The following is a 22,835-nucleotide window of genomic DNA, read 5'->3' on the forward strand; positions in this document are numbered from 1 at the left end:
CCCTATTGAATAACTGTGTTATCCGCCACGAAATTAACCGCTGATGCCGCATTATTTTTAGCATCGAATTGATTTTTACCGGTACACATCACTTGTAGTATCCAGCTAAAATTCGAATCAATTGACTCAATTTTTTCACCGACACCATGGTGTAACCAAACTTCCTCAACTCCTTCTAGTGCTTTGATTTCATCAACAGACGGCATCTTGTCGATAGTACCTGCCGAATCGCTGACAAAACATTTCCATGCGGCGCCTTTAACGTGCGGGTATAAACGGCCTTCTTCTTTTATGTTACCCAGACAAAGTTCAACACAATCGCCAACGATTGACCGAGAAGTCGCAAGATCCATCATGACCGAGTGTCCACTACCACCAACCCTGCTGTTAACTTCTACTAATCGTGGACCTTGTTGGGTAAGAATTAACTCGACATGACTTGGACCAAAGTCATAGCCAATTGCATCAAGTGCATCACATGCTTTTTTCTCAACAATTTCGCGAATGTCATTGTCCAGAGGAAATGAAGCCCCCGTTTCAACGCTATCTTTTATGACATCTCTGTCCGAAACGCCGACAACCTGATGGTGACCTTCAGAAGTTGTTAGTATTTCAACGCTAACCAGGTCACCCTGTAAGAAGTCCTCAACAACAAACGCTGAGGATATCCACTCTTCGTCAATCTGACTGAACTTTGCAACAATATCATTCACATCGTCTTGACTGTTGCATACCGTTGCTCCCAGACTAGAATGCCCCTGAACCGGCTTTAAAAAACACGGATAACTTAAGGTATCTTTGATATCGACTAACTCAGTGATCGCAGAAACCTTAATACAACTGACCTTCTCAACGCCTTTCTCTTCAATAACTTTACGAAAACGAAACTTATCTTGTGCAATATTGATCGCTTCTATGTTCGACCCTGCTAATCCAAGCCTTTGTGCCAAGGTCGCAGTGACCTTGGTTCTGATTTCCGCAAAAGTCAACACCGCATCAACTTGGCCAACTTCGGTTTCAATTGCCTTGGTCAACTCGTCAATATCATCAGAATTTTTCACTTCGATCACTTGGTCGGCGTGTTCAAGTTTGTACAAACAAGACTCAGGAAACCAATGTTTAAAACGATCAAAGCTATCTGTTATCAGTACCGACTTATAACCTCTTTCGCTACAATATTTAAACGTGTCAAGACCGCTGAAATTGGTTTCAATAAATACGATTGTTTTCATGTTTAACCTCACGCAGACGCTTTCATGCTAGATGCGATGTTGATTAAACGTGCATTTTGATCCCAGAATCGGTGCCAATAATCGATACCTGCGTCAAAAGATTCTTCAAACTCTCCTCGATCATCATCGGTGTTGCAAAACCGAAGGAAGTTAGCAACCGAGTGACGAATGTGCTCAGTTTCATCAGCTCGATGAATTTTAAAGAACGGGCTTTTAGAGAGTATTTCTGAGCTTGACTCATCGTGACATAAACAATCAAATAGCATTTCGATGTTTTCTTCTGCGATTATTTCAAAACTCAGCAACAGACCAACAATACCTGCCTGGCTCTTAGTGTTGACTAGTGTTTTATCTAATACATCAAGAATTTCTTTAATTGATGAAGTTGAAGGACCATCCACTCTGTTCACACCAATCTCTTCGATGGCTTCTAAAAACAAGTTTGAGTGGATAAAGTTTTTATCCCGCCCACCTAGCTCATCGTAAGCAATTTGAATTAAATGATGCTGCCTTTCAGGGTCATCAGTCATTGTCACCGCTTTTGTGATGAAGACAGGTACGTAACATGTGAAGTCATACCATGCACTTGCCATAGTTTGTGCAGCAATCATTGAACGATTACTACAGGTTCTCTGGTTCTCAAGCGTTGCACGGATATTGATGAAGACATTTCTTTTTTGTGCTTTTTCAGTGAAATATTTTGTCCATCGAATGACTTCTGGGTGATCATAGTCATATTCACTTTCCGGAATCAAATAGCGAATATTTTCTTTTTTCTCTTTGTTATTATTGTTCATTTCTTTACTTGCTTCTACGTTTTCCACAACAATTCCCCTTTCTAAAGAATCCTAGATTGAAACATGGTTTAACATTGAAATAATGTTTAACTTTGAACAATTGACAGTATTTTTGAATTGACTTAAATCGTAAAAACAACTTCCATAGTAACAACAGTCCATAATTGACTTTAATCAACAGCAACTTTTACATCGGAAACTCACGATTAAAACAACCAGAAAAAAAGAGCTATTAGTTGCTAGCGCAACCAATAGCTTTCAAAATCAAGGATAAACATTTCTAAACAACTATTCGTTCAGAAAAGAACTACCGAACCGCTCTTAACTAAAACAAATTGCTGCCTCCCATAATAAAACTTAATTCATTTTCAAAAACAGAATCAGAATCAAGCTGCACATTAATCTACAGGCAAAAATGTTTTTTGATAATCACAAAAATATCTAAATATATTGTTCAGAAAAAAAATACAGAAGCAACCCAGTCAAAAAAAGGGCGTACGCAAGTCGTGAACAAGAGGCTAATTATTACAGGACTATGAAATAAAAAACCATGCATCAAAAAAAGTTCACAAGCATTCAAACAAAAAAATAATTATTATTTAGCCAACCTTAACAGTTCAATCTTCAACCTGTCTGAACGCTTCAAAAAACAAAAAAAACAAATTCAATATTTTCACCTAAAAAAAGATACTAAGTTTAATTTTGTATTTTTACTGAGGAACGATAAAATTGAATAGGCTTTTCAACTCATACAAATTTTTCAACACTTGGAAAGCGTTGTACCTTTCGTTGTCGATCTAAGAAGAAATGCAGCATATTTTTATTCAAAAAAATCTCCTGGCGAGAACGAAACAGCAAGTTCTCACGCTCAAATAACTAACTTTCCGTTCATTGTTTTATAACTAACAACTCAATCCCGTAGATACCTAAACAATACAATTCAGCTATTTTCTGTTATCAAAACTACGCTTTCGCTGTAAATTGAGCCTTACTTTCCACTCAGCATTTAAGCACCTTATTATCTGGCGCTAGCACGGAAAAACAGGTGGCTTACTAATGGAACAGAAACTAGGTAACACGATGAAAGAAGAAATAGCACCGGAAAATAAGTGCGTATTAGTTATCGATGAAAACTTGCCGTTAGGTGTAATAGCCAATACCGCTGCCATACTCTCTATGAGTATCGGCAAAAGCTATCCAGATCTGGTTGGCTTTGAATTGGCGGATAATGACGGTTTTATTCGAGCAGGAATTACCACAAGAGCAATTCCCATTTTGAAGGGAGATGGGCGCCTTTTAAAAAAAATAAGACCTCAACTCAAAGAATTTGAACCAGACCTGTTCGTCGTCGACCTGATCGGAGCGACAAAAACGACTAAGAGCTACGAGGAGTACGCTGACCAACTAATACAAACACCAGAAGAAAAACTGGAATACTTTGGTATCGGTTTGTTTGGCGCTAAAAAACTTGTAAATAAATTTACCGGTAGTCTGGGGTTGCTAAGGTAACCGTCTAAACTTAGATAAAGGAACAATTTCATGTCTTTACTGATAGCAATGGCAGCATTTTCCCTGGCAATGTCAATTTCTCCGGGGCCAGTTAATATGATAATAATATCTTCAGGTGTTAACAACGGCTTTAGACGAACAATGCCTTTTGTTTCAGGCGCCACAATTGGTTTTACTTTGTTATTACTGTTTATAGGATTCGGCTTATATCAAGTCGTAACTAATTATCCTGCATTTTTGAAATACCTTGCTGTTGCCGGTTCCGCATTTATTATTTACATTGGTTACAAGATTGCGTCATCACTTCCTGATTTAAAAGTTAGTGAACAGAATGTTCCAAAGTTTTATGAAGGCTTTCTGTTGCAATGGATGAACCCAAAGGCTTGGATTGCCTGTGTTTCAGGCGTATCGTTATTTTCAGCGCCGGATACCCACCTAACATTGATTACATTTGTCACAGTGTACTTTATTGTTTGCTACGCATCTCTTGCCGTTTGGGCAATTTTAGGAGATAGGGTGTCAATTGTTCTTAATAGCGAGTTGAGGTTGAGAATTTTTAATATTGCCATGGGAACAATGCTAATAGGCACGTCAATTTATTTACTTTATCTGCAGTTATTCCAGTAAAAATAATTTGAGAAACGGTCCCCCAAAAATAAAATAACTAAAACTCTCTCTTATGTAAATATTCTATATCAAGAGAGAGTCAAGGAAACCGATTACTAAACTTTAGTGGCGCACAATCAAACGCTCTAACCGCTCCAGATCGTTAAGCACACGCCACTCTCCACCGCCTTGTTCAACGCGGCTTTGCCAATCAACCAGTCGCTGTTTATAGTCGCGAGGGTCAACATTGTCGCTACGCAACTTAGTGACATTAAGCGCAACTACTTTTATTCCCTGAACATCAATTGGAAAATCGCGAACATGACCTTTTTTCAGGTCTTCTTCAAGATCAGAGAATATCAACACATATTTATCTCCGGCCTGGGTCTCATTAACAAAATCCGATGCTTGGAGTACACCGCCGGTAATGTCGGTATTGCGACTACCATATTTAACGTTTTCCACAAAATTATCGATCTGTTGTTTAAATAATCGTTTTTGATCGTTGGCGGTACTCGGGCGTAAATCAAAAGTCGCTTTCGCTACTATGTCTTTTTCACTAAAACTACCGCTATCGATTCGAGCGACAGCTATTGAGTCACCACTTTCAAGCGTAGCCAACAAATAATTAATAATCGCCTGCGCTTTTCGAAGCTCTGCTGTATAAGTGCCCGAAGTATCAATCAGCAAATATACCGCACGAGTATCAGGTTTGGTGTTACCACACGCCACTAACAGCAGTGAAGCAAGAACTGCTAAACTTTTCATACAACTTCTTAAAAAATATTTCATGAGTATTACCTCTATTTCTAGTTTGTGAGCGATCAAATAAACAGGAATTACGACTAATTTCTCTTGTTTAATCTGATCGCTAACTAATCTATTCGTTTACGACACAAAACTTTATACTATCGTTTTATCCAGCTTCGAATGAATTGCTTCGTTGTCATTTTTAGTTGCAGTATCATCCTGTGTCTTCTGTTTAATCAATTGCTCCACACTTAAAGGAATCATAATGATCAGATCAAATAGATGAATCATCACTTTGCTTAAGTGCTTTACCAATCCGCCAAACATTCGAATAACCACGCGTAGCGCACGCAATATACCAATCCCAATTGTTCCCAAAACCACTCTTAGTGAGTGAATAAAAGATTCAAGTGGTATCGCAATGAAAGCTAGTGCGAAAGGTAAAATAAATCCCATAATCATCTGACCAATAGACGGAATCCAACGGAATTGTGCTTCGACGACACCGCCGGTGACTCCAGTGCTTATTAAAGACTGTTGCAAAGCTTCGCGGTCAAGGGCCAATAGATCTCGCATATAAGCAAGTGATGCTTCTATCGTCGCCAATATTGTCAGAATGGTGAAAGTAACAATCATCATTCGACGCCTCATTTTGTCGTCCATGGTGCTGATGATTGGAAAGAGATTGGTAATTCGCAGAGACTCAAATAGAAATAATCCCATCGCAATTTCAATCAGTATAATCACCAGCGCTGCAATATCTGAGGTTTTCATATCTCCAATATAACTTGAACCACCCACCATTTCTGACATTGGCATCGCTATTAACTGAAAGTTGATAAGACCGCCTAAAGCCGCAATCACCAATACCAGACCAGAAATAAAAAACTGGGTGAGTGCAGATGATCCCAAAGAACTAACCGCCGCATCTTTGTTTGCCATTATTTCAGAATAATGTTCAATTTGTTGATCAATATTCTTAGAACACTCTTCCAGCCCTTTAATTTTCTCGCTCACCTGTTCGAGTTTACCGTCGATACTACGCCAATGCGGTTGCATACCAGCTAATAAACGGTGACTTTCCGAGGCTGATTTTTTATAAGCTTTTAATGTTTGTTGATGAGACTCTTCAACCGCTTTTTTAATGTTCGTTAGAATTTTATTGACCGTGGGATCACCAGAACTCGGCAAACTCGCGATAGTCTCAACCACGTCTCCCCAGGCAGGCGGTAATGGCGCAGACTGAGCAGATTTCTGGTAATCAACTTCAATTTTCTCGATAGCTTCCGCAATTTGCCTGTGAAGCCCGGGATATTTTGATAAATCTCGTTGAACAATATTACTGATTCGGGTGAATTCTCTTTCAATCGACTTTTCCGCAGCTTTAGCACCATTGGCCAACAGAATTTCGCGATTTCGGTTCGCCAGTCGATTTTCTAGTTTGGTGAGGGTTAGCGCCCATATACGCATGGTGGTGTAAACCGCCGCACCTGAAGACTTAAAGACCTGATGTGCCTGTTTTCGACCCAGGTAAAAAACGACAATAGCGATAATCGCCCAAATTACTAGTGAAGTAGCCGGACTATCCGACCACAATGTTAATAGCTCGTTAGTCATGATGACATCTCCTCTATTTCATTGGTTTAAGCCAGCTAGCGATAACCGTCGCCGCATTAACTCAAAGCATATTTAATTTCGAAGTTGGAGTATGACTTGCGCCGGTGAAAAATCTGTGAGAAATAGCCAAGTGACTGATTTTGATGGCAATATTAACCACCAATAATAATTTTAAGAGAGTTGTAATCAATTCTGAGACCAATCTCAAGATTAAACTTTCCTGTGGTGATACACTAGATATCAATCACAAACCTGACTGAATTAATTCCTGGCTGAGTATGGCGATAATATTCTGGGTAGAAGACCAGTTTCACTGGATTGATAAGTTTAAACCAGTGCTCGAATCCGCTGATTTTGGTGACAAAGAAAATACGAATCAGGTTGAAGTTCACAAGTTTGTAGAATCTGCTTGCCAGGCAATAAAGCAACGCAAGTTGCCACCAGATATCGTTATTCTCGACGCCAATATGAATGGCAACGACGATGCCGGATTTACAGTATCGAAACTGCTGGTAAAGAAATGGCCGCAAGTACCGGTAATCTATCTTTCTGAACACAGTGGAACCGGAATAGAAGAAAAGGCATTTGAACAAACTGATGCGCAAGATTTTATTGCTAAACACCAACTCAACGTAGAAAAGGTCCTTTGTTGGCGAATAAAAGCGCTACTGAGGCACAAAGTTATTCAAAATGAATCGGATAAAATGGGCTCTAGCGGTCCTCCTGACAATGATATGATAAAAAGCGGTGAACTCACTATTGATCTCACTACCTGGAATGTTTACTGGCAAGGTGAGCGGTTGATGAATCCGATTAATAATCAGCGCCCGCTGGCTCCTACGCCGAGAAAAATTCTTAAATTTCTGGTTGAGTCTTCCCCGAGACCGTTAACAACATTTCAAATGGCTGAAAAACTTGATTCTGATAAATTTAGTTATGCTAATTATCGTCAACATATAAAAACCCTGCGTCACTCTTTCGAACAAGCGTCACTAAAAAAACAAACAAGCTTTCTGCAACGTTGTAAAAATGGCAAAGGGATCGTGACCTTTGGTGACGAAGGCGCTTACCTATGGGTGAAGTAGCGGGTAATCAGTTTTTGAGGAATTGATATGGATAATAGCAGTAACAATCACAATAATAATGGCGACAAGGTAAACCAGCCTACTCGAACGCCCGATATGCATCGCCAACAAAATTCGGCCACTGATAGTACTCAACAAATAACGAGCAACATACCAGGATTCCATTATCCACTATTGAGCATTTTGTCTTCACTGCTACTAATTGTTTTGTTGATTGCACGATCAGATAAGATACTACAAACCTACTATCAGCTACCTGATTACTTATTGACTGATAAGGTTCTTATTCTTTATATCGTCGTTCTAGGATTTATCTATCTATTCGATGCGCGCCTGTTTTTATCGAGAAAAAAACGAGCTCAACAACAAATTTCAGAAATACAGCAACAGTTTGCCAAAGTACTTGAAGCCAAGAAAAAGCAACAGCAAAGAGCCAATACTTACTCAGGTCACGCAGATAAACTTAAAACATTTATTAGTGATAAGCTTTTAGACTACATTGAATATGATGAGAAATTTCTTCACTTTAAAGGGATAGCGTCTGAAGTAAGACACAATGGTGTGATTAGCTACGATAAAGTCATAACAGCACTCAACAAGGCAATTGAGCAGCAGGACTTTCTCACCATCTATGAGAAAAATAATCAACTCGAACAAGATAATGAAGATCAGGATTCACTATCGCCACACACATTAAGCGCGTTATCCAATTACCAAAATGCGATCGACGCCATGCGATACCTTTGGGATCTATTAGATTTATCAACTGCTGATAACATGCAGCTCCACATCGGAAATCAATTGATAGAGTGCGAGGAACATTACTATCAATTACAACTAGACTCAGAAAAAAGTCTTGATATCACACAGAGCATTCCTACATCTCCAACTTTTCATCCGCAAATGGCAGCCTTGTTAACAATCGCTCTGTTATGTGATGAAGCGGAAATCAAAAACCTGATATCGTTGGCAAGAATAAATATTGACGTATTAAAAGAAACCTTTACATTTGAAAATGAAATTTTTCGACTTCAACTACATCACACACCTGAACTGCTCGGCAACCATAACCACATTATATTGCTACTTGAAAACCTGATTAAGAATGCTCAGTTTTTTTCCAACAAAGTTCGTTTCAAGCAAGCCTCAGATCGAATTTCAATTCATCTGACTGCCGAAAAAAACCACGCGGCATTCTCAATATACAACCGTGGCCCACATATCGGCAACGAACAAAAAGAACAGATTTTCAAGCTTGGCTATTCGACAAGAAGAAATAAGCAACATCATGGGAAAGGACTTGGATTGTTTTTTGTCAAACAAATTATCAACGGTTACCAGGGCCGTATTCAAGTCGACAATATTGAAAACACTGAAACTCAATATCATTTAACGGTTATTCTGGCAAGTGGAGAATCAATAAAGTCGAGCTTAACCTGCCAGTTTATTGACGGGAAAATGCGCGTTTATCAAAACAATAACACAGATGATAAGAGCGAAGACAACTGGATAGATGAAATGACACTATCCTACGATATTCCTGTTGAGGCCATCGAGCTAAAGTCAAATTCAACGGATAGACAACAACTTGAAATAAATACCGACAGTAGATATCCGATTGAGTGGCTTGAACCATCAGAAAACTTGCCATCACGATGGTTGATAAAACTGAATGCGTTTAAGAAAAAACATCAGCTCACTTTTAAGCCTCTGGATATCGGGGGAGTTTGTTTTCATATTAAAATTCCCACAGCAGAGTCCCATTTAAACGATGAGCCAATGATGATCGATGATGATATCGATCAGCAGGTTGAAAAAATGAATCGTTCAATGAATACATTGACCTAGAACTTAATCTCCAGGTTTTATTCAAGAAAGAATTCGCGAAAAAACAATATAATGTATTCAAGACGATTTAAATAAGGTTCTACCGACTCGGTTATAAAATACTTCCTGCACGCCAATGACTTTATCGTTTTCCATTAGAACTTTGAATCTCAAGTTTTTTCCTCCTTGAAATCTAAATAAATTATTATCAATTGCTTCTAATTGGCGTTTTTCCTCACCTTTCCTTTTCGAATATAAGCTACCATTTTCAAAAGACCATGTGAGGAAACCAAATTTCCCTTCATATTGCTGAAGTGTTGCATCATCAATTTGAACGGGATCTAACTCAGCTTTCAATGCAGTAATATACCAGGTATAAATACTATCCAAATTTTCCTTTTGTTTAGCTAGCTTTTCTAATGCAATTATTTGTGCCTTCAGTAGTGCTTTTGAAGCCAGGATTTCTACATGAGGTTTTACTCCAACGCCTTCCCAGTTGCTATTTGTGATTGGATTAATGGCACGACCACTAGGCACCCATATAGTAAACCGATCACTCACAACTTTTCGCTCCCCCGGATGAGCGCCACCACGCGTTGTTTCTCCAATCAAAGTCGCTCGCTTTAAATTCTTCAAATTATAACTAAACTCCTCTGCTGCAGAAAAAGTATTGTCGCTTGTCAAAATATAAACATCGATGTCTGGTCTGCGTTTTCCAGGAACCTGAGACAGGGTGTAAAACTCGGTATATTCATTATCTGGGCGCCAATAGATACCGCTTAAGTGCACAGGTTTAGAGTTGAACAGGTAACTGCTGAGAAACTGTGTCATTGTTGGAGAGCCGCCACCATTAAATCGTAGATCGATAATCAGGGCGTCAGTATTACTCAAAAAATTCATTGCAGCAGCAGCCGTTTCAGTCGCATATTTAGTATCAGAAAACTCTCTGAGATCCAAATAGCCTAAGTTTCCGCTTAATATTTTAAGCTCGTTAAAACCAAAATTACGAAACTGCATCTTTCGAAACTCGTTTTCATCCGAAAAATCATCTTTACTCTGTTTTTCTTGCGCTCGAATTCGTAATACTACCTTTGGGTCAAAACGGACCCGCAAATGTTTATCTTGGTAAACGGATTTTATATCCTCTTGTAGTTTTCTTGCTAATTGACGTGCCTCCTTAACTCGATGATATCTACCAGCTCTATAATTTTTGTCCAGTAACTCAGCCATTTTGTTGGCCTTTTCTGGATACACGTAGTTCGTTTTAAGTATATTTCCCAAGGAGAGGATAACTTCCTCTATCTCTTTTGACGTCAGAGGATTATTCTCTGTGCCTGAATTCGCAAAATTGGAATTAGCGATGAAAAATAATAGTAAGAATAGTTTTAATAGTAAATTTCTCATTAAATACCTCGATTATTCAACATTAGCAGTCGGCAATTTAGCATTGATATATTGAGCAAAGTAAAAACGGACTGACTCTTTTTACGGGGTTAAAAAATTTGCAGGCAATCTCCCCAAAAAAGCAAGAAAGCTAAAAAACAAATATCGGACAACAAATACCGGACACCCCGATTTCTACCTTACTTAAGGCATTAATAACTAAAGAAAATCGATTAAGCAAAACGGATATCAGACACCCTGATTTCCAAACTAATTCCAGACACTCCGAACTCTACCTTGTTTAAAAGGTTAGTAACTAAAAAAGGATTGAGTGTGAAGAAAGCCGCCAGCTCACTAGCGTAAATTATTCGCGCAAACCGGGGTGTCTGATATTCTTTCGCCGATATTCGTTTGAGAACTAATTTCAAATGTGCGAAATTGGATTCACGCTACTGAGTAAATAAGAAAGCCCCGCTTTTTGCAGGGCTAATTACTTTCTTTAATCAGGGGCTCCACTCAACATTAATATTCGCACCAGAAAAACTGGAGTAGCCTCGCACACTGACATACCAAGTTCCTGCGGCAGGATTCGCCACTGAACAATTCTCGTTATTATTACTGTTCCAAGAACGGCAATCAAAACTTTGTTGGGTCGGCAAAGAAGCTCGGCGTACATACAAATCCCCATCACCAGTTCCACCGGACATGGTGACATTCAATGAAGACATACCAGAAGGGAGCTGAATTTCATGGTTAGTCCAACTTCCTGCTGCACCAGAAATATTAGCGAAACTTGTGCTTCCGCCGGTGTTGCCGCGGCCACCGCCGTTACTATTAGTAGTGGTTGAGAAGCTGAAGTTCGCGTTTCTCACTGGCGTGGTGTAACCCTGTCCAGTCCAGGATAACACTCCGATATAATAAGTGCCTGGCTGCGGATTATTCACAGTACAAGTTTCAGTATTGCCACTTTGTGCAGATGAACAAGCTGATCCACTTTGCCCGGTGGGTCTTTGGCCTAGCCGAATAAATACATCCGCGTCGCCGGTTCCACCGCTAGTTTGCGCACTAATTGACTGCAGATTCGCGTTAGAAGAAACCTGGAATGTGAAATAACGCCATTGACCTGAATTAATATTTAACGTCGTTGAGTAACCGTTCTGGATTGGTGTATCGGTTTGCCCACCACCACCTCCACCGCCCGAACCAGGATACAAATAGTTAGCAGCAGAAATATCACCACTGGTTAACGTGGAGCCATAACCAACTCGCGAAGTATCAACACCACTTACCTGCGGTACGATAGTTTGCGAACCATTAATTCCCCACTCATTCAAGCGATAATGCATAATTGAATAAAAGTCGTATGAGCCTCGCCCAGCAGAACCCGTTTGTTTATTAAAGTTATGTTGGTTAGCAGAAGGAATATTATTCCAGTTAATACTCACATAATTATCTCTATCTGGTCTGGTATGTTCATGCCAAAAACCAATAGCATGCCCAAGTTCATGCACACCACCGCGATTACCGCAACCACTGGCAAGATTCACTGTTTGCATTCCACCAACGCGGCCAACATTAGAACCACACCCGGTGCTATCCTGAATTAAGATATAGTCACTTTGGTTGGTACGGGGAACAAATTGGATGTTGGTGTTATTGTTCCAATGGTTAATACCGTAGTTAGCGGCATTTCGACCAGCAGTCGTTAAGTTGGAAGATAATACATAGGGCACGATACCATTGGGCCATTTAGCACCTGAAGTAGGTTGAATAACGGTCCCGTGAATTTCGTGACGCCTGTTTTGCTGAATAAGCGCTTCATCCTCATCAGATTGAACAATTTTCAAACCGAAATTTTTGAGCGCTCTAGTATTCCCCAATATAATATCACCGGAATAGGCCGTCCCATTAACATCAACGGCTTTAATAATATTTCCTTCACTAGTCACCACATCAAACACTTCCCTTCCCTTGCTAGAATAGCCCCACAAATTATCTCCAGAATGGCTGTTAGCCTGGCTGTCGTTATGTGCGCCTAAGGTTAAGGGATTGTGGCTAATTGCGCTCTGCTGCGTACTTTCAGATACCACGTCAAGTGTGCTAGCAGACATACTTTCTGTGGCTGACACATGAGAACATGTGATAAAGCTGGCAATAGCAACTACACCTGTTTTTAGAACGGATTTTATTATCATTAAGTATTCCCCAATTGCTGGTTGTTTAAAATGTAATTACCGGTTCGCACCTACTGACCGCTTAGCCTCCAATTTTAGCGGGCAAAATCAATACAAGCGTCCGAACTCAAGACCGAAAATAGCGAAGCTCCGGCGTGTGACCATCTTTTTATACCTGTAAATTACACCTCCTCATTATAAAAAAACACAATCCTTAAAGCATTCTCAGATACACCCCAATATTTATAGCACACTTTTTGAGCAAATCAAATATAATAAAAATGAATAAGAAATAAGGTAGCTAGCTGCTGAAATCGAAATCTTCGAGCTTATTATTCAAGACACCCCGGTTTTAGTTTTTGAAAGTAAAAAGCCGGTAAAGTCGCAAAGTTTTTAATCAACTCTTGAAGAGAAAGTATGAAAAGTAAATTTTAACAAGCTCTAATTAGGGCCTGGAGTCACTACCTTCAACTAAGTGTCTATCAAGCTCTAACGTATAGTTGTGAAGAAACCGAAGCCCCTTTAATCCATTTTCGTTTTAACGCTATTGCTTTTAGTCTTAGTTTTTCGAGTGAACCAATTGCCCTATTGTTGTTTCCCAATCGATGTATCTGGGTCAACCAATTATCCTGTTGCAGGTTAAGGCGAGTAAATAAGCTGATAAGGTGTGGTGGTATGGAAGCTTTTTCCGGATGAACAATAGCGCGACCAGTCCATTCGACGAGCTGCAGGTAATCAATAGATTTTATCTGAATAGAGTGTCCACCGGTCGCCCCTGCGATTGCCTGGATGGGAACATCAAGCTTACTGACTTTACTGATTCTTTTTTGCATGGAAGTATGCAAAGACTTTTCTATTTCCTTAACAACTCCCGCCCTAATGGGGTTAAGATCAACATAAGCCATACAGGATAGCACCGCTGTCTCATCTAATAGCGCGATAGACTGATAACGAGACTCCCAAAAACGTCCCTTAACACCATCTTCGAAATTACTATTTTTGGCTAGTGGTTCATTAAGTCTAGCCATAAACCAGGAAAGGCTTCCGAGTCTTTTCCGGTATTTTTTGAGCTTTTTGTCGTTAGCTAATATGGCTTGCTTTTTGACTTCTCGAAGCAATTTGTTTTCTGGGTGATCAAGTTTTCCGGGATAGGCCCTTAACCAATTTTCGGCAACTTTTTCGTCACTCCAACTAAGCGGCTCCTTAGGATCAAGATAGAGAACTAAATGGTAATGGTTGTCCATGACAGCATATGCGTAAAGTTGAACAGAGAATATATCTGCTAGCTCTAGCATTCGTTTTTCCAACCAGTTTTTTCGATGGTTGCAATTGTTACCAGTAAATGGATCATCGCCACAAAGGAAAGCACGACGAACACATCGAGAAATACAGTGATAAAAGCCCGGTGTTTCTGAGTCAACGATTTCTCGCCGTGGTATTGCCATAAATTCTTCCTTGAAAATAAATCGAAGGACAGTTTATCTGATCAACTTAAACAACCGAATTGTCGATTGATTAAATTGATGTGCGAAATTGCTGATTAAACTCGTGAGAATTGAGATATGATCGGGGTGTCTGATTTATGGCGTATTTTTGGTTTATAAAAACTACCAGCTGCAAATATATTTTACTCCTGACTGTTTTAAAAACGCTTCTGCACTACTGCCTTGAAGTTGGGCCAAGGTGCTCATGCCGCCGGCTAACGAGCAGGTTTGAGCAAACACTGTCACCGTTCGAGGTGCCCCATTAATTGGATAACCTGTTTTTGGATTAAGAATGTGTGCATATTGCTTACCTTCGTATTCCAAAAATCTTTTTGTACTTCCGCTTGTTGCGATAGCTCCTTGCGACACTTCAATAACTGTTTGCTTGTTCTGTTTTGGTAAGCAGGTTTGGTTTGGCGAGTTTGTTTCTTTTGATGTGCCCGCCTCCTCTTGTTGAATATTTTCTAAGCCAACAACCCATGGAGGATGCGTATTATTAAAATTGGCAGCAATTAAATCTCCGCCGAAATTGACTAGAAAACTAGCACCACTTTTCTGGCAAAGTGGTGTTATTAGATTAGCTACTTTATCAACGCAATACTCCTTACCTATACCGCCGAAATCGATTTCCATGTGTTTAGGCATAATAAATTTCGTTTGAGTAAATTGGAGTTTTTGAAATCCAATATGACGGCAATGTGCGGTTATCTGATCTTTTGAAGGCGTTTTTTCACCAGATTGAAAACGCCAGATTTTTCTTAAAACGCCGGAGGTAATATCAAACAGCCCGCCACTTAACTCAAACAGCTGTTCTGCATATTCCAGCAATTGAAAACACTCCTGGTCAATTGAAACAGATTGGCCCTCACTATGATTCATTGCCCAACAAAGGTTGCCTTGCTGATAACGACTAAACTTGTTCTCAACACGCCGAGTTTCATTAACGGCTAACTCAGCGATTTGATTGACCAGAGAATCATCACGCGTATTGAGTAAAACTTCACAGGGGCTGGCCATCGCATTAAAAGCAATTTTATAGTGGTTATTCTGCTGCTCAATTTGAATATCGGACATAGACTTCAGGCAAACATAATTTTAAACATCAAATGATAATAGTCTTGAGCTTATTCAGTTTAACCAAACTTAATTTATCGAATAAGTTAGAACCAATAGCTCACATATGCAAACAAATTCTTCTATTGAAAAAAATAAGTAAACAAAACTGTCATGGCGTCAACTTCAGGATAAAGGTCAAGGGATTCAGCCGCTGCCACCACTTCTGCTCCGCTGGCTTCAGGCATTTGCTTGTAATATTCAACTCGAACCTCGGAACGTTTGCCACCATTTATGGTAAACCCATATTTTAATCCGAGCGTCCAGGCAGTCATCTCACCTACTCGATAATCCGCACTTGCATATTCGGGTAACGCTTCGTTTTCTACCAAGTATGGACGATAAAAATCTGCCGCCGATTGTTGATAAAAGCGAATATGGGGTTCCCAAAATGTATTATCGCGACTGAAAAAATGCCATCTGAAATCCAATGTATGAGAATCGATTTCCCAGTCATCGGTTAAAAACCGATAAGAGAAATCCAGAACAGATTCTTCCAGGTGGTGTTTAACCAGTCCAAACAGCGTATGTTGGGTTCTTGAGTCGGGGCGGTTTTCGTACACATAATCTTGAGAAATCGCGTTGTTATTCACTACCGACAAAACCTTAAAAGGGTCGGTCAGGTAACCACTCATATCTGCAAAACTGTAGTTAAATTGCACGATGGTTCGTCGATTAACAATTTGAGTCCAACCCAATAGTAATTCCGCCGTATCAATACTTCCGTCACCATCAATTCGTGTCGCGTTAAACGCATTTCGAAATGCTGCATCGTTCGCAAATTGCCCTTGATTAATCACCATTGATGAAAACGCTAGTGGTCGCCCGCCTTCCGGTAGAACACTATCAAATGCAAATGATGCCCCAACTGACAAGGTCGTATTTTTTCGATCAAAGTCTTTCGCATACTCTCCGCTCACAGTGATCGAATGATAATCATATTCGCGAGAAAGATTGGTGCCTACTGTGTAACGATCATCTTCCCCCAACACATCGCTCCAACTCAAATTCAGCTGTGCACGAGTATCTCGAAAGGTGTCGTCAAGTGGAGTTTCCCGAGGCGCTATGGTGTACTGCCCGTTACCCGACGGGCGAGTAAAAGTCTGAATCTGATTTTGGGCAATTGCGCCATTAGCAGAGGCTCCCGTCAAAGTATCAAGAACCACTTTATAGGTGAGCTTTGCTGTCTCATCATAGTTTTTTTCGGCCAGCAATAACGCCTCAACTGCTTTGACTCTATCAGGTTCGTCATAGACTAAAATAGACCCGACAAATGACCATTCATCTTCTTCAGCTTCCGCATTAACAGACGAACCGACTAGTGCAGTTGCTGCAACAGCCAGTTTGTCCGCAATCGAAAATTTTCTGCGTTTTTTTAATTGCATCCGCAACCGCCACCTGCAAAACTTTTACCGCCGCTGGATGCTTCTTTACTAAAGTAAATATGTTCGTCAGTTGCCTGGTCGACTGGAAAACTATTAATCGCCATCACCTGTTTAGACAGAAGATCTCGCTCCCAGGGTTGAACCCCCATTGAAGAACAGCCTGTCAGTATTATTGCGAGCCCTATGACACACCAAAACCGAATACTTGATTTCATATGACTATTCCTCCGATTTCTGTCGAACGGCAGCTTCCACTTTCGAGTTGTAGAGAGAAATTTTCTTTTTGAAAAAACCCGTTTGCGTACTAATTATTTTGCCATTTCTATCAATTAATAAACTACTCGGCAGGCCGAGAATTTGGTATTTCTTCGCGGAGCTGCCTGCAGGATCGAAAACAATTTCAAACTCGGCTGGATATTTTTTCAGGAATTCTTCCGCCAACTTTCGTTCTTTATCAAGATTGACAGCAACAATAGCCAATTCATCTGGAGAATATTTTTGTCTTATTTCATTCATCCAGGGAAATGATTTTCGACATGGAATGCACCACGAAGCCCAAAAATCGAGATACACAACTTTACCTTTATATTGGGAAATATCAACGACATCTTGAGCCGCTGATTTGGTACTAGCGGATAAAGCAATTATCAAAATAAAAATGAAACGCATGGTTTTCCTGTGCTCTGTCAGATTCTAAACTGGCCAATTAATAGCGTTCGAATATCGCTAGCCTTAATATCTATATACGGAAGACAGGCCGGTTAGTTGCATCGTTTTGTGCGTTTATCTATACCTTATGACTTAAAACATTAACAAAATCTTTAGGGGTTATATTATCGACTCAATCTCATAGGGATTGTTTCAAAAATAACCAACTAGCACTGCACTAAATACAATATTTTTGAAGTGGAAGATGTCCTGTCTCCCCCTGTTCTTTCCTTAAGAAACCTTTTTCTTACTCAAAATTGACCAATTAAGCTTCAAATTATAGCGAAACAATGGCAAAGTCCTCTACCCAAACGAGAACATCAGCGAAATTTAACGCTCAATAAAATAATGATTATGGAAATCAATACTAATCATTCCATATTGGAAACCATTTTACCGACGCAACCGACTTACCAGCAAAGCTGCGACTTAATTGATAATGCGCCAGATGAACATTGGTCCCCGGCCTTGGAGCATATACGAAATGCTCATCAACTCAGAAGCGGCGATTTCGTGCGAATTAAGGAAGGCGCGAATGCTTTATTCAAGCTAAACCAATCTTTAATTATCAAACTTGTTCCCCCTAACTGGGTAGGCCAGGGAGACGCCGAAATTGAATCATCAAAAATGGTAACAGGCAAACTGTCTTTGGCGACACCGGAAGTTATTGCCCATGGCAAAATTAATAATTGGATTTACGTGGTAATGTCGATATTAAAGGGGGAAACACTCGCAGATGTTTGGGATCAGCTGGACTTTCAAAATAAACGATTAATCACCGGGCAGCTTGGGCAATTCATACGCGAGCTACATCAATTGCCTGTCGATCATAGTTCGTTGATGAATGTTGATTGGCCTAATTATATTGCGCAACTTAATACCGACTGCGTTCCACGACACACTCGCAATAAAGTCCCACAATCATTGATTGAACAAATTCCGACTTATTTATCAGATTCAAATTATCATTTTGATGATGGTAAAACATTTTTCATTCATATGGACTTGCATCCATGGAACTTAATGGTCGAGAAAAACAACAATAATTATCGATTGTGCGGCGTTCTGGATTTTGGCGATGCGATTATTGGTCGTAGTCGGCTACTTGAATTAGCCACCCCAATATTATTTTTGTGCCAAGGGGATAAAATGCTCATCGATACTTTGCTAAAAAATTATCAACTACTCGATCAAGCTAACTCAAAAAAATTACAACAAGAATTAATGACAGTGTCTTTGTTACGACCTGCCTGTGATTTTAATTTTGTACTGCAGCAAGTTCCAACCATAGGTCCTCGTGAAACATGGCAACAAATTGCGGCGCAGCTTTTTCCCGCCTAAAAGGCTAAAAAAAGCCTCAAAGATTTGAGGCTTCTGAAACATGACTTTTCGCAGGCTAAGGTTAACCGTCTAAATCAACGACAATATAACGGGTCCCCTGGCCGGGCCGGGTAATCAACACGGCAAAAGTCCGGCTTTGTGGCAGATTTTCCATAATGTTATTAAAATCAGATACGCTATTCATAGGTGTCGTTTGAATTGAAATGATTATGTCGCCACGGCGTAATCCAGACTGAGACGCCGGCCCTTCTTCAACTTCCTCCACTAAAATACCTTCATTTAAGTTCAGTGCTTGCTTAACGTCGTCAGGAACATCAGAAACTCTTATTTTGAGCGGATTGTCTTCTTGCTCCGGCTCTAACACAGGTTGTTCATAGGTAACTCGTTCCTGTGGATCACGACTACCTATGATCAATTTCAAAGTTTCATGCTCTCCGTCACGAATGATAGAAAGCTCAGTTTCCATTCCGGGTCTTAACCGACCAATTAAAAATGGTAACTCGGTATAATTAATGATTTTTTTACCATCAACGGCAGTCACTATATCACCGACTCTTAGCCCACCTTTATCAGCAGGAGAGTTTCGAGACACCCCGTTAATTAATGCTCCGCGATTTCTTTTCAGGGAAAAACTCTCCGCTATTTCACGAGTCACTTCCTGGTAACCCACGCCAAGAAAACCGCGCTTTACCTTACCATTGGTCTTCAATTGATTAACTACATCGACGGCAAGGTCAATTGGAATTGCAAAAGAAAGCCCTAACGAACCACCAAAGGTGCTCACAATTTTAGAATTAATACCGATCACTTTACCGTCCATATTAATCAACGGCCCGCCGGAATTACCAACATTAATGGCAACATCCGTTTGAATGTAGGGAACATACTGCTCGCCGACACTTCGCCCTTTTGCACTCACAATTCCAGCGGTAACAGTCTGCTCAAAGCCAAACGGCGCGCCGATTGCAACAACCCAGGAGCCAACTTTAGTATTTTCTACATTACCAAATTCAAAAGGTTTCAACCCTGCGACGTCAATTTTGAGTAACGATAAGTCAGTATCAGCGTCACTTCCCACCAACTCAGCATTATGCTCACTGCCATCAGCCAATTTGACAACAATATCCCTTGCACCATCAGTAACATGATTATTGGTCAGCAGATATCCATCTTCTGAAATAACAAAACCCGACCCCATCCCATCAACGCGACGCCGTGTTTCACCGCTAGACACTTCAATACTCACCACACTTTGCTTGGCTTGTTCTGCCAAATCGGAAAATGCTGGCAGCTGGAGAGTCGTTTTAGTGGACTCGGTGGATGGTTTGGAAAATTCGGCAGTCTGCTTTTGTGCGTTTTCTAGCTTATTTTCAAAGTAAAAGTACTGGATGATAATTAAAATTAGCAGCGGAACAATAATTTTTATGGGCTTCATTATTTATCTCTTTAATTATTCGATGTTTTTAACTTTAATAGAATCAAATTCTAACGCTCTGATTGACGTAGACACTTTAGAGACCATCTTAGGCGTATAGCGTTCATTATCAGCCTGCTTGCGATTGTAAAAAGATATGTAAGCTAATCCGCAAATCAACCCGAAAAAACTGACAGCAATTGATGCTAACTCAGATTTTAACCAATATTCTCCAATCACCGCTCCCATAATCAGTCCAAATAAGGGAATGACATATGCGATGAAAGATGCTCGGGTGACGCTGGCTTTTGGTATTTCGATAATGACTTCATCTCCCACTTTAGCACCCAGCTCATTTTTAATCTTGGAAACAAACACTTTGCCTGATAGGTACTTTTCAAGAATAGCATTACCGCAGGTTGATTCAACCTTGCAAGATGAACATGCGAGCTTAGATTGTGTATTAACCCACACAATATCATTCTCTATCTTGGTGACTAAGCCGGTTTCTTGCAACATTCTATTTGCCTGTTATTGAATGAAGTAATTCAAAGATTTTGAAAACAATACGATTATTGTAACTTCCTGCTATTGTAAACAAATAGCACTTAAATCGACATATCGGCAGAAATTAGCGGAAAAATTGAGAGGATTCAGGGTCTTATGACCTGAAGGTTGATTTCATCATTATTGTTGAGAAAAAAAAGGCGGATTAAAAATCCGCCATTAATTAATCAATCAAAGGGATAAGTTACTGTTTTTTCTCATTTGTTTTAGAAGCTTTTTTAACTTCTGAAGGTTTTTTCATACTACGAACTTCCTGTACAAACTGGCTAACCGGGTCATTGGTTTTGACAATATATGATTGAACCATAACCTCGCCACTCACCAACTGTTCATTGACATCAGGCCTGTTAACCCCTTCAAGAATCCGCTGAATTGCGTCGAGTTTAGCCTGTTCTGCATCATCCGATGGTGACACAGTCGCGTGAGCAATATTATTTTCAGCCGCGGTTGAGGATTCACTTTGCGTGTTTGCCAAACCAGGCGCTGACGAAGATGATGAATTGTTATTCACTTGCACTGAGAATACCATTGCAAATGCAACTGACGCAGCAATGGCTAACCCACCGCCCGCTCTTCTCCAGCTTCTACTGATAACATGAGCTGTCGCTGCCGGCTGTGGCAAAACATCATCATAATTAGTGGTATTTTTAGATACGTCGGGTCGTGCAATTATCGCCGGCTCATCGGCAATCTTCGCTGAAATCGCTTGAGTAAATTCATAAGAGCTGAACGCAGAATGTTCATCGTTTAAAACGGAGCGAACAGTTTGGTAACGAAACCAGGTTTCGGCCTTCTCATCATCACCTAACAACTCATCAATGGCTAGATTGCTAGGTTTATCGTCCATTAAATCAGACAAGTGCTGATTTTTGTTCAACTTATCGTTTGACATACTTTGCTACTCTCGACCCGTTTTAATAAGTGTTTGCTTTAAACTTCAGGCAAACTTTTCTATTTTAGAAGTTAATCAACCTGACTCAACCCTAACTCAATAATATATTGTAAATCATTGGGTTAGCTCTCTAACAACTGACTCAAAGTTAAGCTTTTTTATTTTTTTAACTTAAATAAAAACTATAATATTGACGCTAATAAACATTTTAACTATTTAAATTTGTTTATTTCGTAATCTAACTACCAATAAGCCTCAATCTTTATGCTTCACTCTGACACAGCTGTTTACAAAAAGTTCATGAATCTTTTCATTTTTATACAAATTAATCACGACTATCCATTAGCGGTTTAATTTGCTCATCAATTGCTTCTCGCGCTCGAAAAATTCGCGACCTTACCGTACCGACCGGACAATTCATCGATTCTGCAATTTCCTCATAACTCATACCTTCCATTTCACGGAGCGTAATCGCAGTTTTTAAATCTTCCGGTAAGTCATCAATGGTGTCGAATATGACCTTTTTAAGTTGATCACGTGCCAACAGTCTCTCAGGAGAAGCATTTTCCTTGAGAGAAGCACTAATACCAAAGTTTTCCGCCTCTTGAGAATCAATATCTGACGCCGGTGGGCGTCGACCCCGTGCCGTGAGGTAATTTTTCGCAGTATTAATCGCAATTCGGTAAATCCAGGTATAAAACTGACTTTCACCTCTAAAATTAGGTAAGGCGCGATAAGCTTTAATAAAGGTATCTTGTGCCACATCGTGTACTTCTGCGTGATCATTAATAAATCGGCCAATAATCACAAAAATCTTGTTTTGATACTTTGAAACCAGTAGATCAAATGCTCTTTTATCGCCTCTCTGAACTCTTTCTACTAATTCGGCGTCAGTCGTATTACTCATTTATTTTTAATTTTCCACCAATAACATGTCAGCCGTTGAATCTT

The 22,835-nt window shown here is 39.9% G+C and carries 20 protein-coding genes; 5 read left to right on the top strand and 15 right to left on the bottom strand.

The features are described 5' to 3' along the window. Nucleotides 1–2 precede the first annotated feature (2 nt). Together FLL46_RS21530 and FLL46_RS21535 are read right to left on the bottom strand one after the other, a co-directional pair. Nucleotides 3–1,232 carry an ATP-grasp domain-containing protein gene (locus FLL46_RS21530; protein ID WP_142933594.1) on the bottom strand — a complete coding sequence of 410 codons (1,230 nt, stop codon included), beginning with the start codon at nt 1,230–1,232 and terminating at the stop codon, nt 3–5. Nucleotides 1,233–1,240: 8 nt separating this feature from the next. Next, nucleotides 1,241–2,056 carry an iron-containing redox enzyme family protein gene (locus FLL46_RS21535; protein WP_210418781.1) on the bottom strand — a complete coding sequence of 272 codons (816 nt, stop codon included), beginning with the start codon at nt 2,054–2,056 and terminating at the stop codon, nt 1,241–1,243. Nucleotides 2,057–3,085: 1,029 nt separating this feature from the next. Between FLL46_RS21535 and FLL46_RS21540 the strand changes: the two genes are divergently transcribed. Together FLL46_RS21540 and FLL46_RS21545 are read left to right on the top strand one after the other, a co-directional pair. Further along, a complete protein-coding gene (locus tag FLL46_RS21540) occupies nt 3,086–3,538 on the top strand; it encodes a DUF2000 domain-containing protein (RefSeq protein ID WP_246119375.1) in 453 nt (150 codons plus the stop codon). Between the two features lie 30 nt (nt 3,539–3,568). Beyond that, complete coding sequence (locus FLL46_RS21545; protein WP_142933596.1) at nt 3,569–4,165, top strand: LysE family translocator; 597 nt, start codon at nt 3,569–3,571, stop codon at nt 4,163–4,165. A 102-nt stretch (nt 4,166–4,267) separates the two neighbouring features. Here the strand turns inward: FLL46_RS21545 and FLL46_RS21550 are convergent, their stop codons facing one another. Both FLL46_RS21550 and FLL46_RS21555 read right to left on the bottom strand, forming a co-directional pair. Further along, nucleotides 4,268–4,912, bottom strand: a complete 645-nt coding sequence (locus FLL46_RS21550) for a vWA domain-containing protein (protein WP_210418782.1) — start codon at nt 4,910–4,912, stop codon at nt 4,268–4,270. A 135-nt stretch (nt 4,913–5,047) separates the two neighbouring features. After that, on the bottom strand, nt 5,048–6,511 hold the full coding sequence (locus FLL46_RS21555) for a hypothetical protein (RefSeq protein ID WP_210418783.1): 1,464 nt from the start codon (nt 6,509–6,511) through the stop codon (nt 5,048–5,050). Between the two features lie 278 nt (nt 6,512–6,789). Between FLL46_RS21555 and FLL46_RS21560 the strand changes: the two genes are divergently transcribed. Both FLL46_RS21560 and FLL46_RS21565 read left to right on the top strand, forming a co-directional pair. Then, nucleotides 6,790–7,596, top strand: coding sequence for a response regulator transcription factor (locus tag FLL46_RS21560; RefSeq protein WP_142933597.1), 807 nt, complete (start codon nt 6,790–6,792; stop codon nt 7,594–7,596). A gap of 27 nt (nt 7,597–7,623) precedes the next feature. After that, nucleotides 7,624–9,444 (top strand): ATP-binding protein, encoded by a 1,821-nt coding sequence (locus FLL46_RS21565; protein WP_142933599.1) that lies wholly within the window; start codon nt 7,624–7,626, stop codon nt 9,442–9,444. A 57-nt stretch (nt 9,445–9,501) separates the two neighbouring features. On the opposite strand, the gene FLL46_RS21570 is transcribed toward FLL46_RS21565, so the two are convergent. The 7 genes from FLL46_RS21570 to FLL46_RS21600 form a co-directional block, all read right to left on the bottom strand. Then, entirely contained in the window at nt 9,502–10,827 is a 1,326-nt protein-coding gene (locus FLL46_RS21570) for a S41 family peptidase (RefSeq protein ID WP_142933601.1), read from the bottom strand. Nucleotides 10,828–11,309: 482 nt separating this feature from the next. Further along, the gene (locus FLL46_RS21575) at nt 11,310–13,001 is read right to left on the bottom strand and encodes a M12 family metallopeptidase (protein ID WP_142933603.1); all 1,692 of its coding nucleotides are present in this window, start codon (nt 12,999–13,001) and stop codon (nt 11,310–11,312) included. Nucleotides 13,002–13,462: 461 nt separating this feature from the next. Continuing rightward, nucleotides 13,463–14,425 (bottom strand): transposase, encoded by a 963-nt coding sequence (locus tag FLL46_RS21580; RefSeq protein WP_142933605.1) that lies wholly within the window; start codon nt 14,423–14,425, stop codon nt 13,463–13,465. 162 nt (nt 14,426–14,587) lie between these two features. Then, on the bottom strand, nt 14,588–15,538 hold the full coding sequence (locus FLL46_RS21585) for an FAD:protein FMN transferase (RefSeq protein WP_142933607.1): 951 nt from the start codon (nt 15,536–15,538) through the stop codon (nt 14,588–14,590). Nucleotides 15,539–15,660: 122 nt separating this feature from the next. Continuing rightward, the gene (locus FLL46_RS21590; RefSeq protein ID WP_142933609.1) at nt 15,661–16,962 is read right to left on the bottom strand and encodes a DUF3570 domain-containing protein; all 1,302 of its coding nucleotides are present in this window, start codon (nt 16,960–16,962) and stop codon (nt 15,661–15,663) included. Then, nucleotides 16,953–17,177, bottom strand: a complete 225-nt coding sequence (locus tag FLL46_RS21595) for a DUF4266 domain-containing protein (RefSeq protein WP_142933611.1) — start codon at nt 17,175–17,177, stop codon at nt 16,953–16,955. Before FLL46_RS21595 ends, FLL46_RS21590 begins: the two co-directional genes overlap by 10 nt. A gap of 4 nt (nt 17,178–17,181) precedes the next feature. Further along, complete coding sequence (locus tag FLL46_RS21600; RefSeq protein WP_210418784.1) at nt 17,182–17,631, bottom strand: TlpA disulfide reductase family protein; 450 nt, start codon at nt 17,629–17,631, stop codon at nt 17,182–17,184. A 393-nt stretch (nt 17,632–18,024) separates the two neighbouring features. Between FLL46_RS21600 and FLL46_RS21605 the strand changes: the two genes are divergently transcribed. Further along, nucleotides 18,025–19,011, top strand: a complete 987-nt coding sequence (locus FLL46_RS21605) for a phosphotransferase (RefSeq protein WP_168204281.1) — start codon at nt 18,025–18,027, stop codon at nt 19,009–19,011. A gap of 61 nt (nt 19,012–19,072) precedes the next feature. Here the strand turns inward: FLL46_RS21605 and FLL46_RS21610 are convergent, their stop codons facing one another. The 4 genes from FLL46_RS21610 to rpoE form a co-directional block, all read right to left on the bottom strand. Then, entirely contained in the window at nt 19,073–20,446 is a 1,374-nt protein-coding gene (locus FLL46_RS21610; RefSeq protein WP_142933617.1) for a Do family serine endopeptidase, read from the bottom strand. 15 nt (nt 20,447–20,461) lie between these two features. Continuing rightward, the gene (locus FLL46_RS21615) at nt 20,462–20,944 is read right to left on the bottom strand and encodes a SoxR reducing system RseC family protein (protein ID WP_142933619.1); all 483 of its coding nucleotides are present in this window, start codon (nt 20,942–20,944) and stop codon (nt 20,462–20,464) included. Nucleotides 20,945–21,176: 232 nt separating this feature from the next. Continuing rightward, the gene (locus tag FLL46_RS21620) at nt 21,177–21,884 is read right to left on the bottom strand and encodes a sigma-E factor negative regulatory protein (RefSeq protein ID WP_142933621.1); all 708 of its coding nucleotides are present in this window, start codon (nt 21,882–21,884) and stop codon (nt 21,177–21,179) included. A gap of 325 nt (nt 21,885–22,209) precedes the next feature. Continuing rightward, nucleotides 22,210–22,791 carry an RNA polymerase sigma factor RpoE gene (gene rpoE, locus FLL46_RS21625; RefSeq protein WP_142933623.1) on the bottom strand — a complete coding sequence of 194 codons (582 nt, stop codon included), beginning with the start codon at nt 22,789–22,791 and terminating at the stop codon, nt 22,210–22,212. Nucleotides 22,792–22,835 lie beyond the last annotated feature (44 nt).

Origin of the sequence: Aliikangiella coralliicola, from assembly GCF_007004725.1 — a bacterium.
Lineage (GTDB): Bacteria > Pseudomonadota > Gammaproteobacteria > Enterobacterales > Kangiellaceae > Aliikangiella > Aliikangiella coralliicola.

Coding starts and splice junctions, on each gene's coding strand:
- FLL46_RS21530 (WP_142933594.1), bottom strand. CDS start 1,232: ATGAAAACAATCGTATTTATTGAAACCAATTTCAGCGGTCTTGACACG.
- FLL46_RS21540 (WP_246119375.1), top strand. CDS start 3,086: ATGGAACAGAAACTAGGTAACACGATGAAAGAAGAAATAGCACCGGAA.
- FLL46_RS21545 (WP_142933596.1), top strand. CDS start 3,569: ATGTCTTTACTGATAGCAATGGCAGCATTTTCCCTGGCAATGTCAATT.
- FLL46_RS21550 (WP_210418782.1), bottom strand. CDS start 4,912: ATGAAAAGTTTAGCAGTTCTTGCTTCACTGCTGTTAGTGGCGTGTGGT.
- FLL46_RS21555 (WP_210418783.1), bottom strand. CDS start 6,511: ATGACTAACGAGCTATTAACATTGTGGTCGGATAGTCCGGCTACTTCA.
- FLL46_RS21560 (WP_142933597.1), top strand. CDS start 6,790: ATGGCGATAATATTCTGGGTAGAAGACCAGTTTCACTGGATTGATAAG.
- FLL46_RS21565 (WP_142933599.1), top strand. CDS start 7,624: ATGGATAATAGCAGTAACAATCACAATAATAATGGCGACAAGGTAAAC.
- FLL46_RS21570 (WP_142933601.1), bottom strand. CDS start 10,827: ATGAGAAATTTACTATTAAAACTATTCTTACTATTATTTTTCATCGCT.
- FLL46_RS21575 (WP_142933603.1), bottom strand. CDS start 13,001: ATGATAATAAAATCCGTTCTAAAAACAGGTGTAGTTGCTATTGCCAGC.
- FLL46_RS21580 (WP_142933605.1), bottom strand. CDS start 14,425: ATGGCAATACCACGGCGAGAAATCGTTGACTCAGAAACACCGGGCTTT.
- FLL46_RS21585 (WP_142933607.1), bottom strand. CDS start 15,538: ATGTCCGATATTCAAATTGAGCAGCAGAATAACCACTATAAAATTGCT.
- FLL46_RS21590 (WP_142933609.1), bottom strand. CDS start 16,962: ATGCAATTAAAAAAACGCAGAAAATTTTCGATTGCGGACAAACTGGCT.
- FLL46_RS21595 (WP_142933611.1), bottom strand. CDS start 17,177: ATGAAATCAAGTATTCGGTTTTGGTGTGTCATAGGGCTCGCAATAATA.
- FLL46_RS21600 (WP_210418784.1), bottom strand. CDS start 17,631: ATGCGTTTCATTTTTATTTTGATAATTGCTTTATCCGCTAGTACCAAA.
- FLL46_RS21605 (WP_168204281.1), top strand. CDS start 18,025: ATGGAAATCAATACTAATCATTCCATATTGGAAACCATTTTACCGACG.
- FLL46_RS21610 (WP_142933617.1), bottom strand. CDS start 20,446: ATGAAGCCCATAAAAATTATTGTTCCGCTGCTAATTTTAATTATCATC.
- FLL46_RS21615 (WP_142933619.1), bottom strand. CDS start 20,944: ATGTTGCAAGAAACCGGCTTAGTCACCAAGATAGAGAATGATATTGTG.
- FLL46_RS21620 (WP_142933621.1), bottom strand. CDS start 21,884: ATGTCAAACGATAAGTTGAACAAAAATCAGCACTTGTCTGATTTAATG.
- rpoE (WP_142933623.1), bottom strand. CDS start 22,791: ATGAGTAATACGACTGACGCCGAATTAGTAGAAAGAGTTCAGAGAGGC.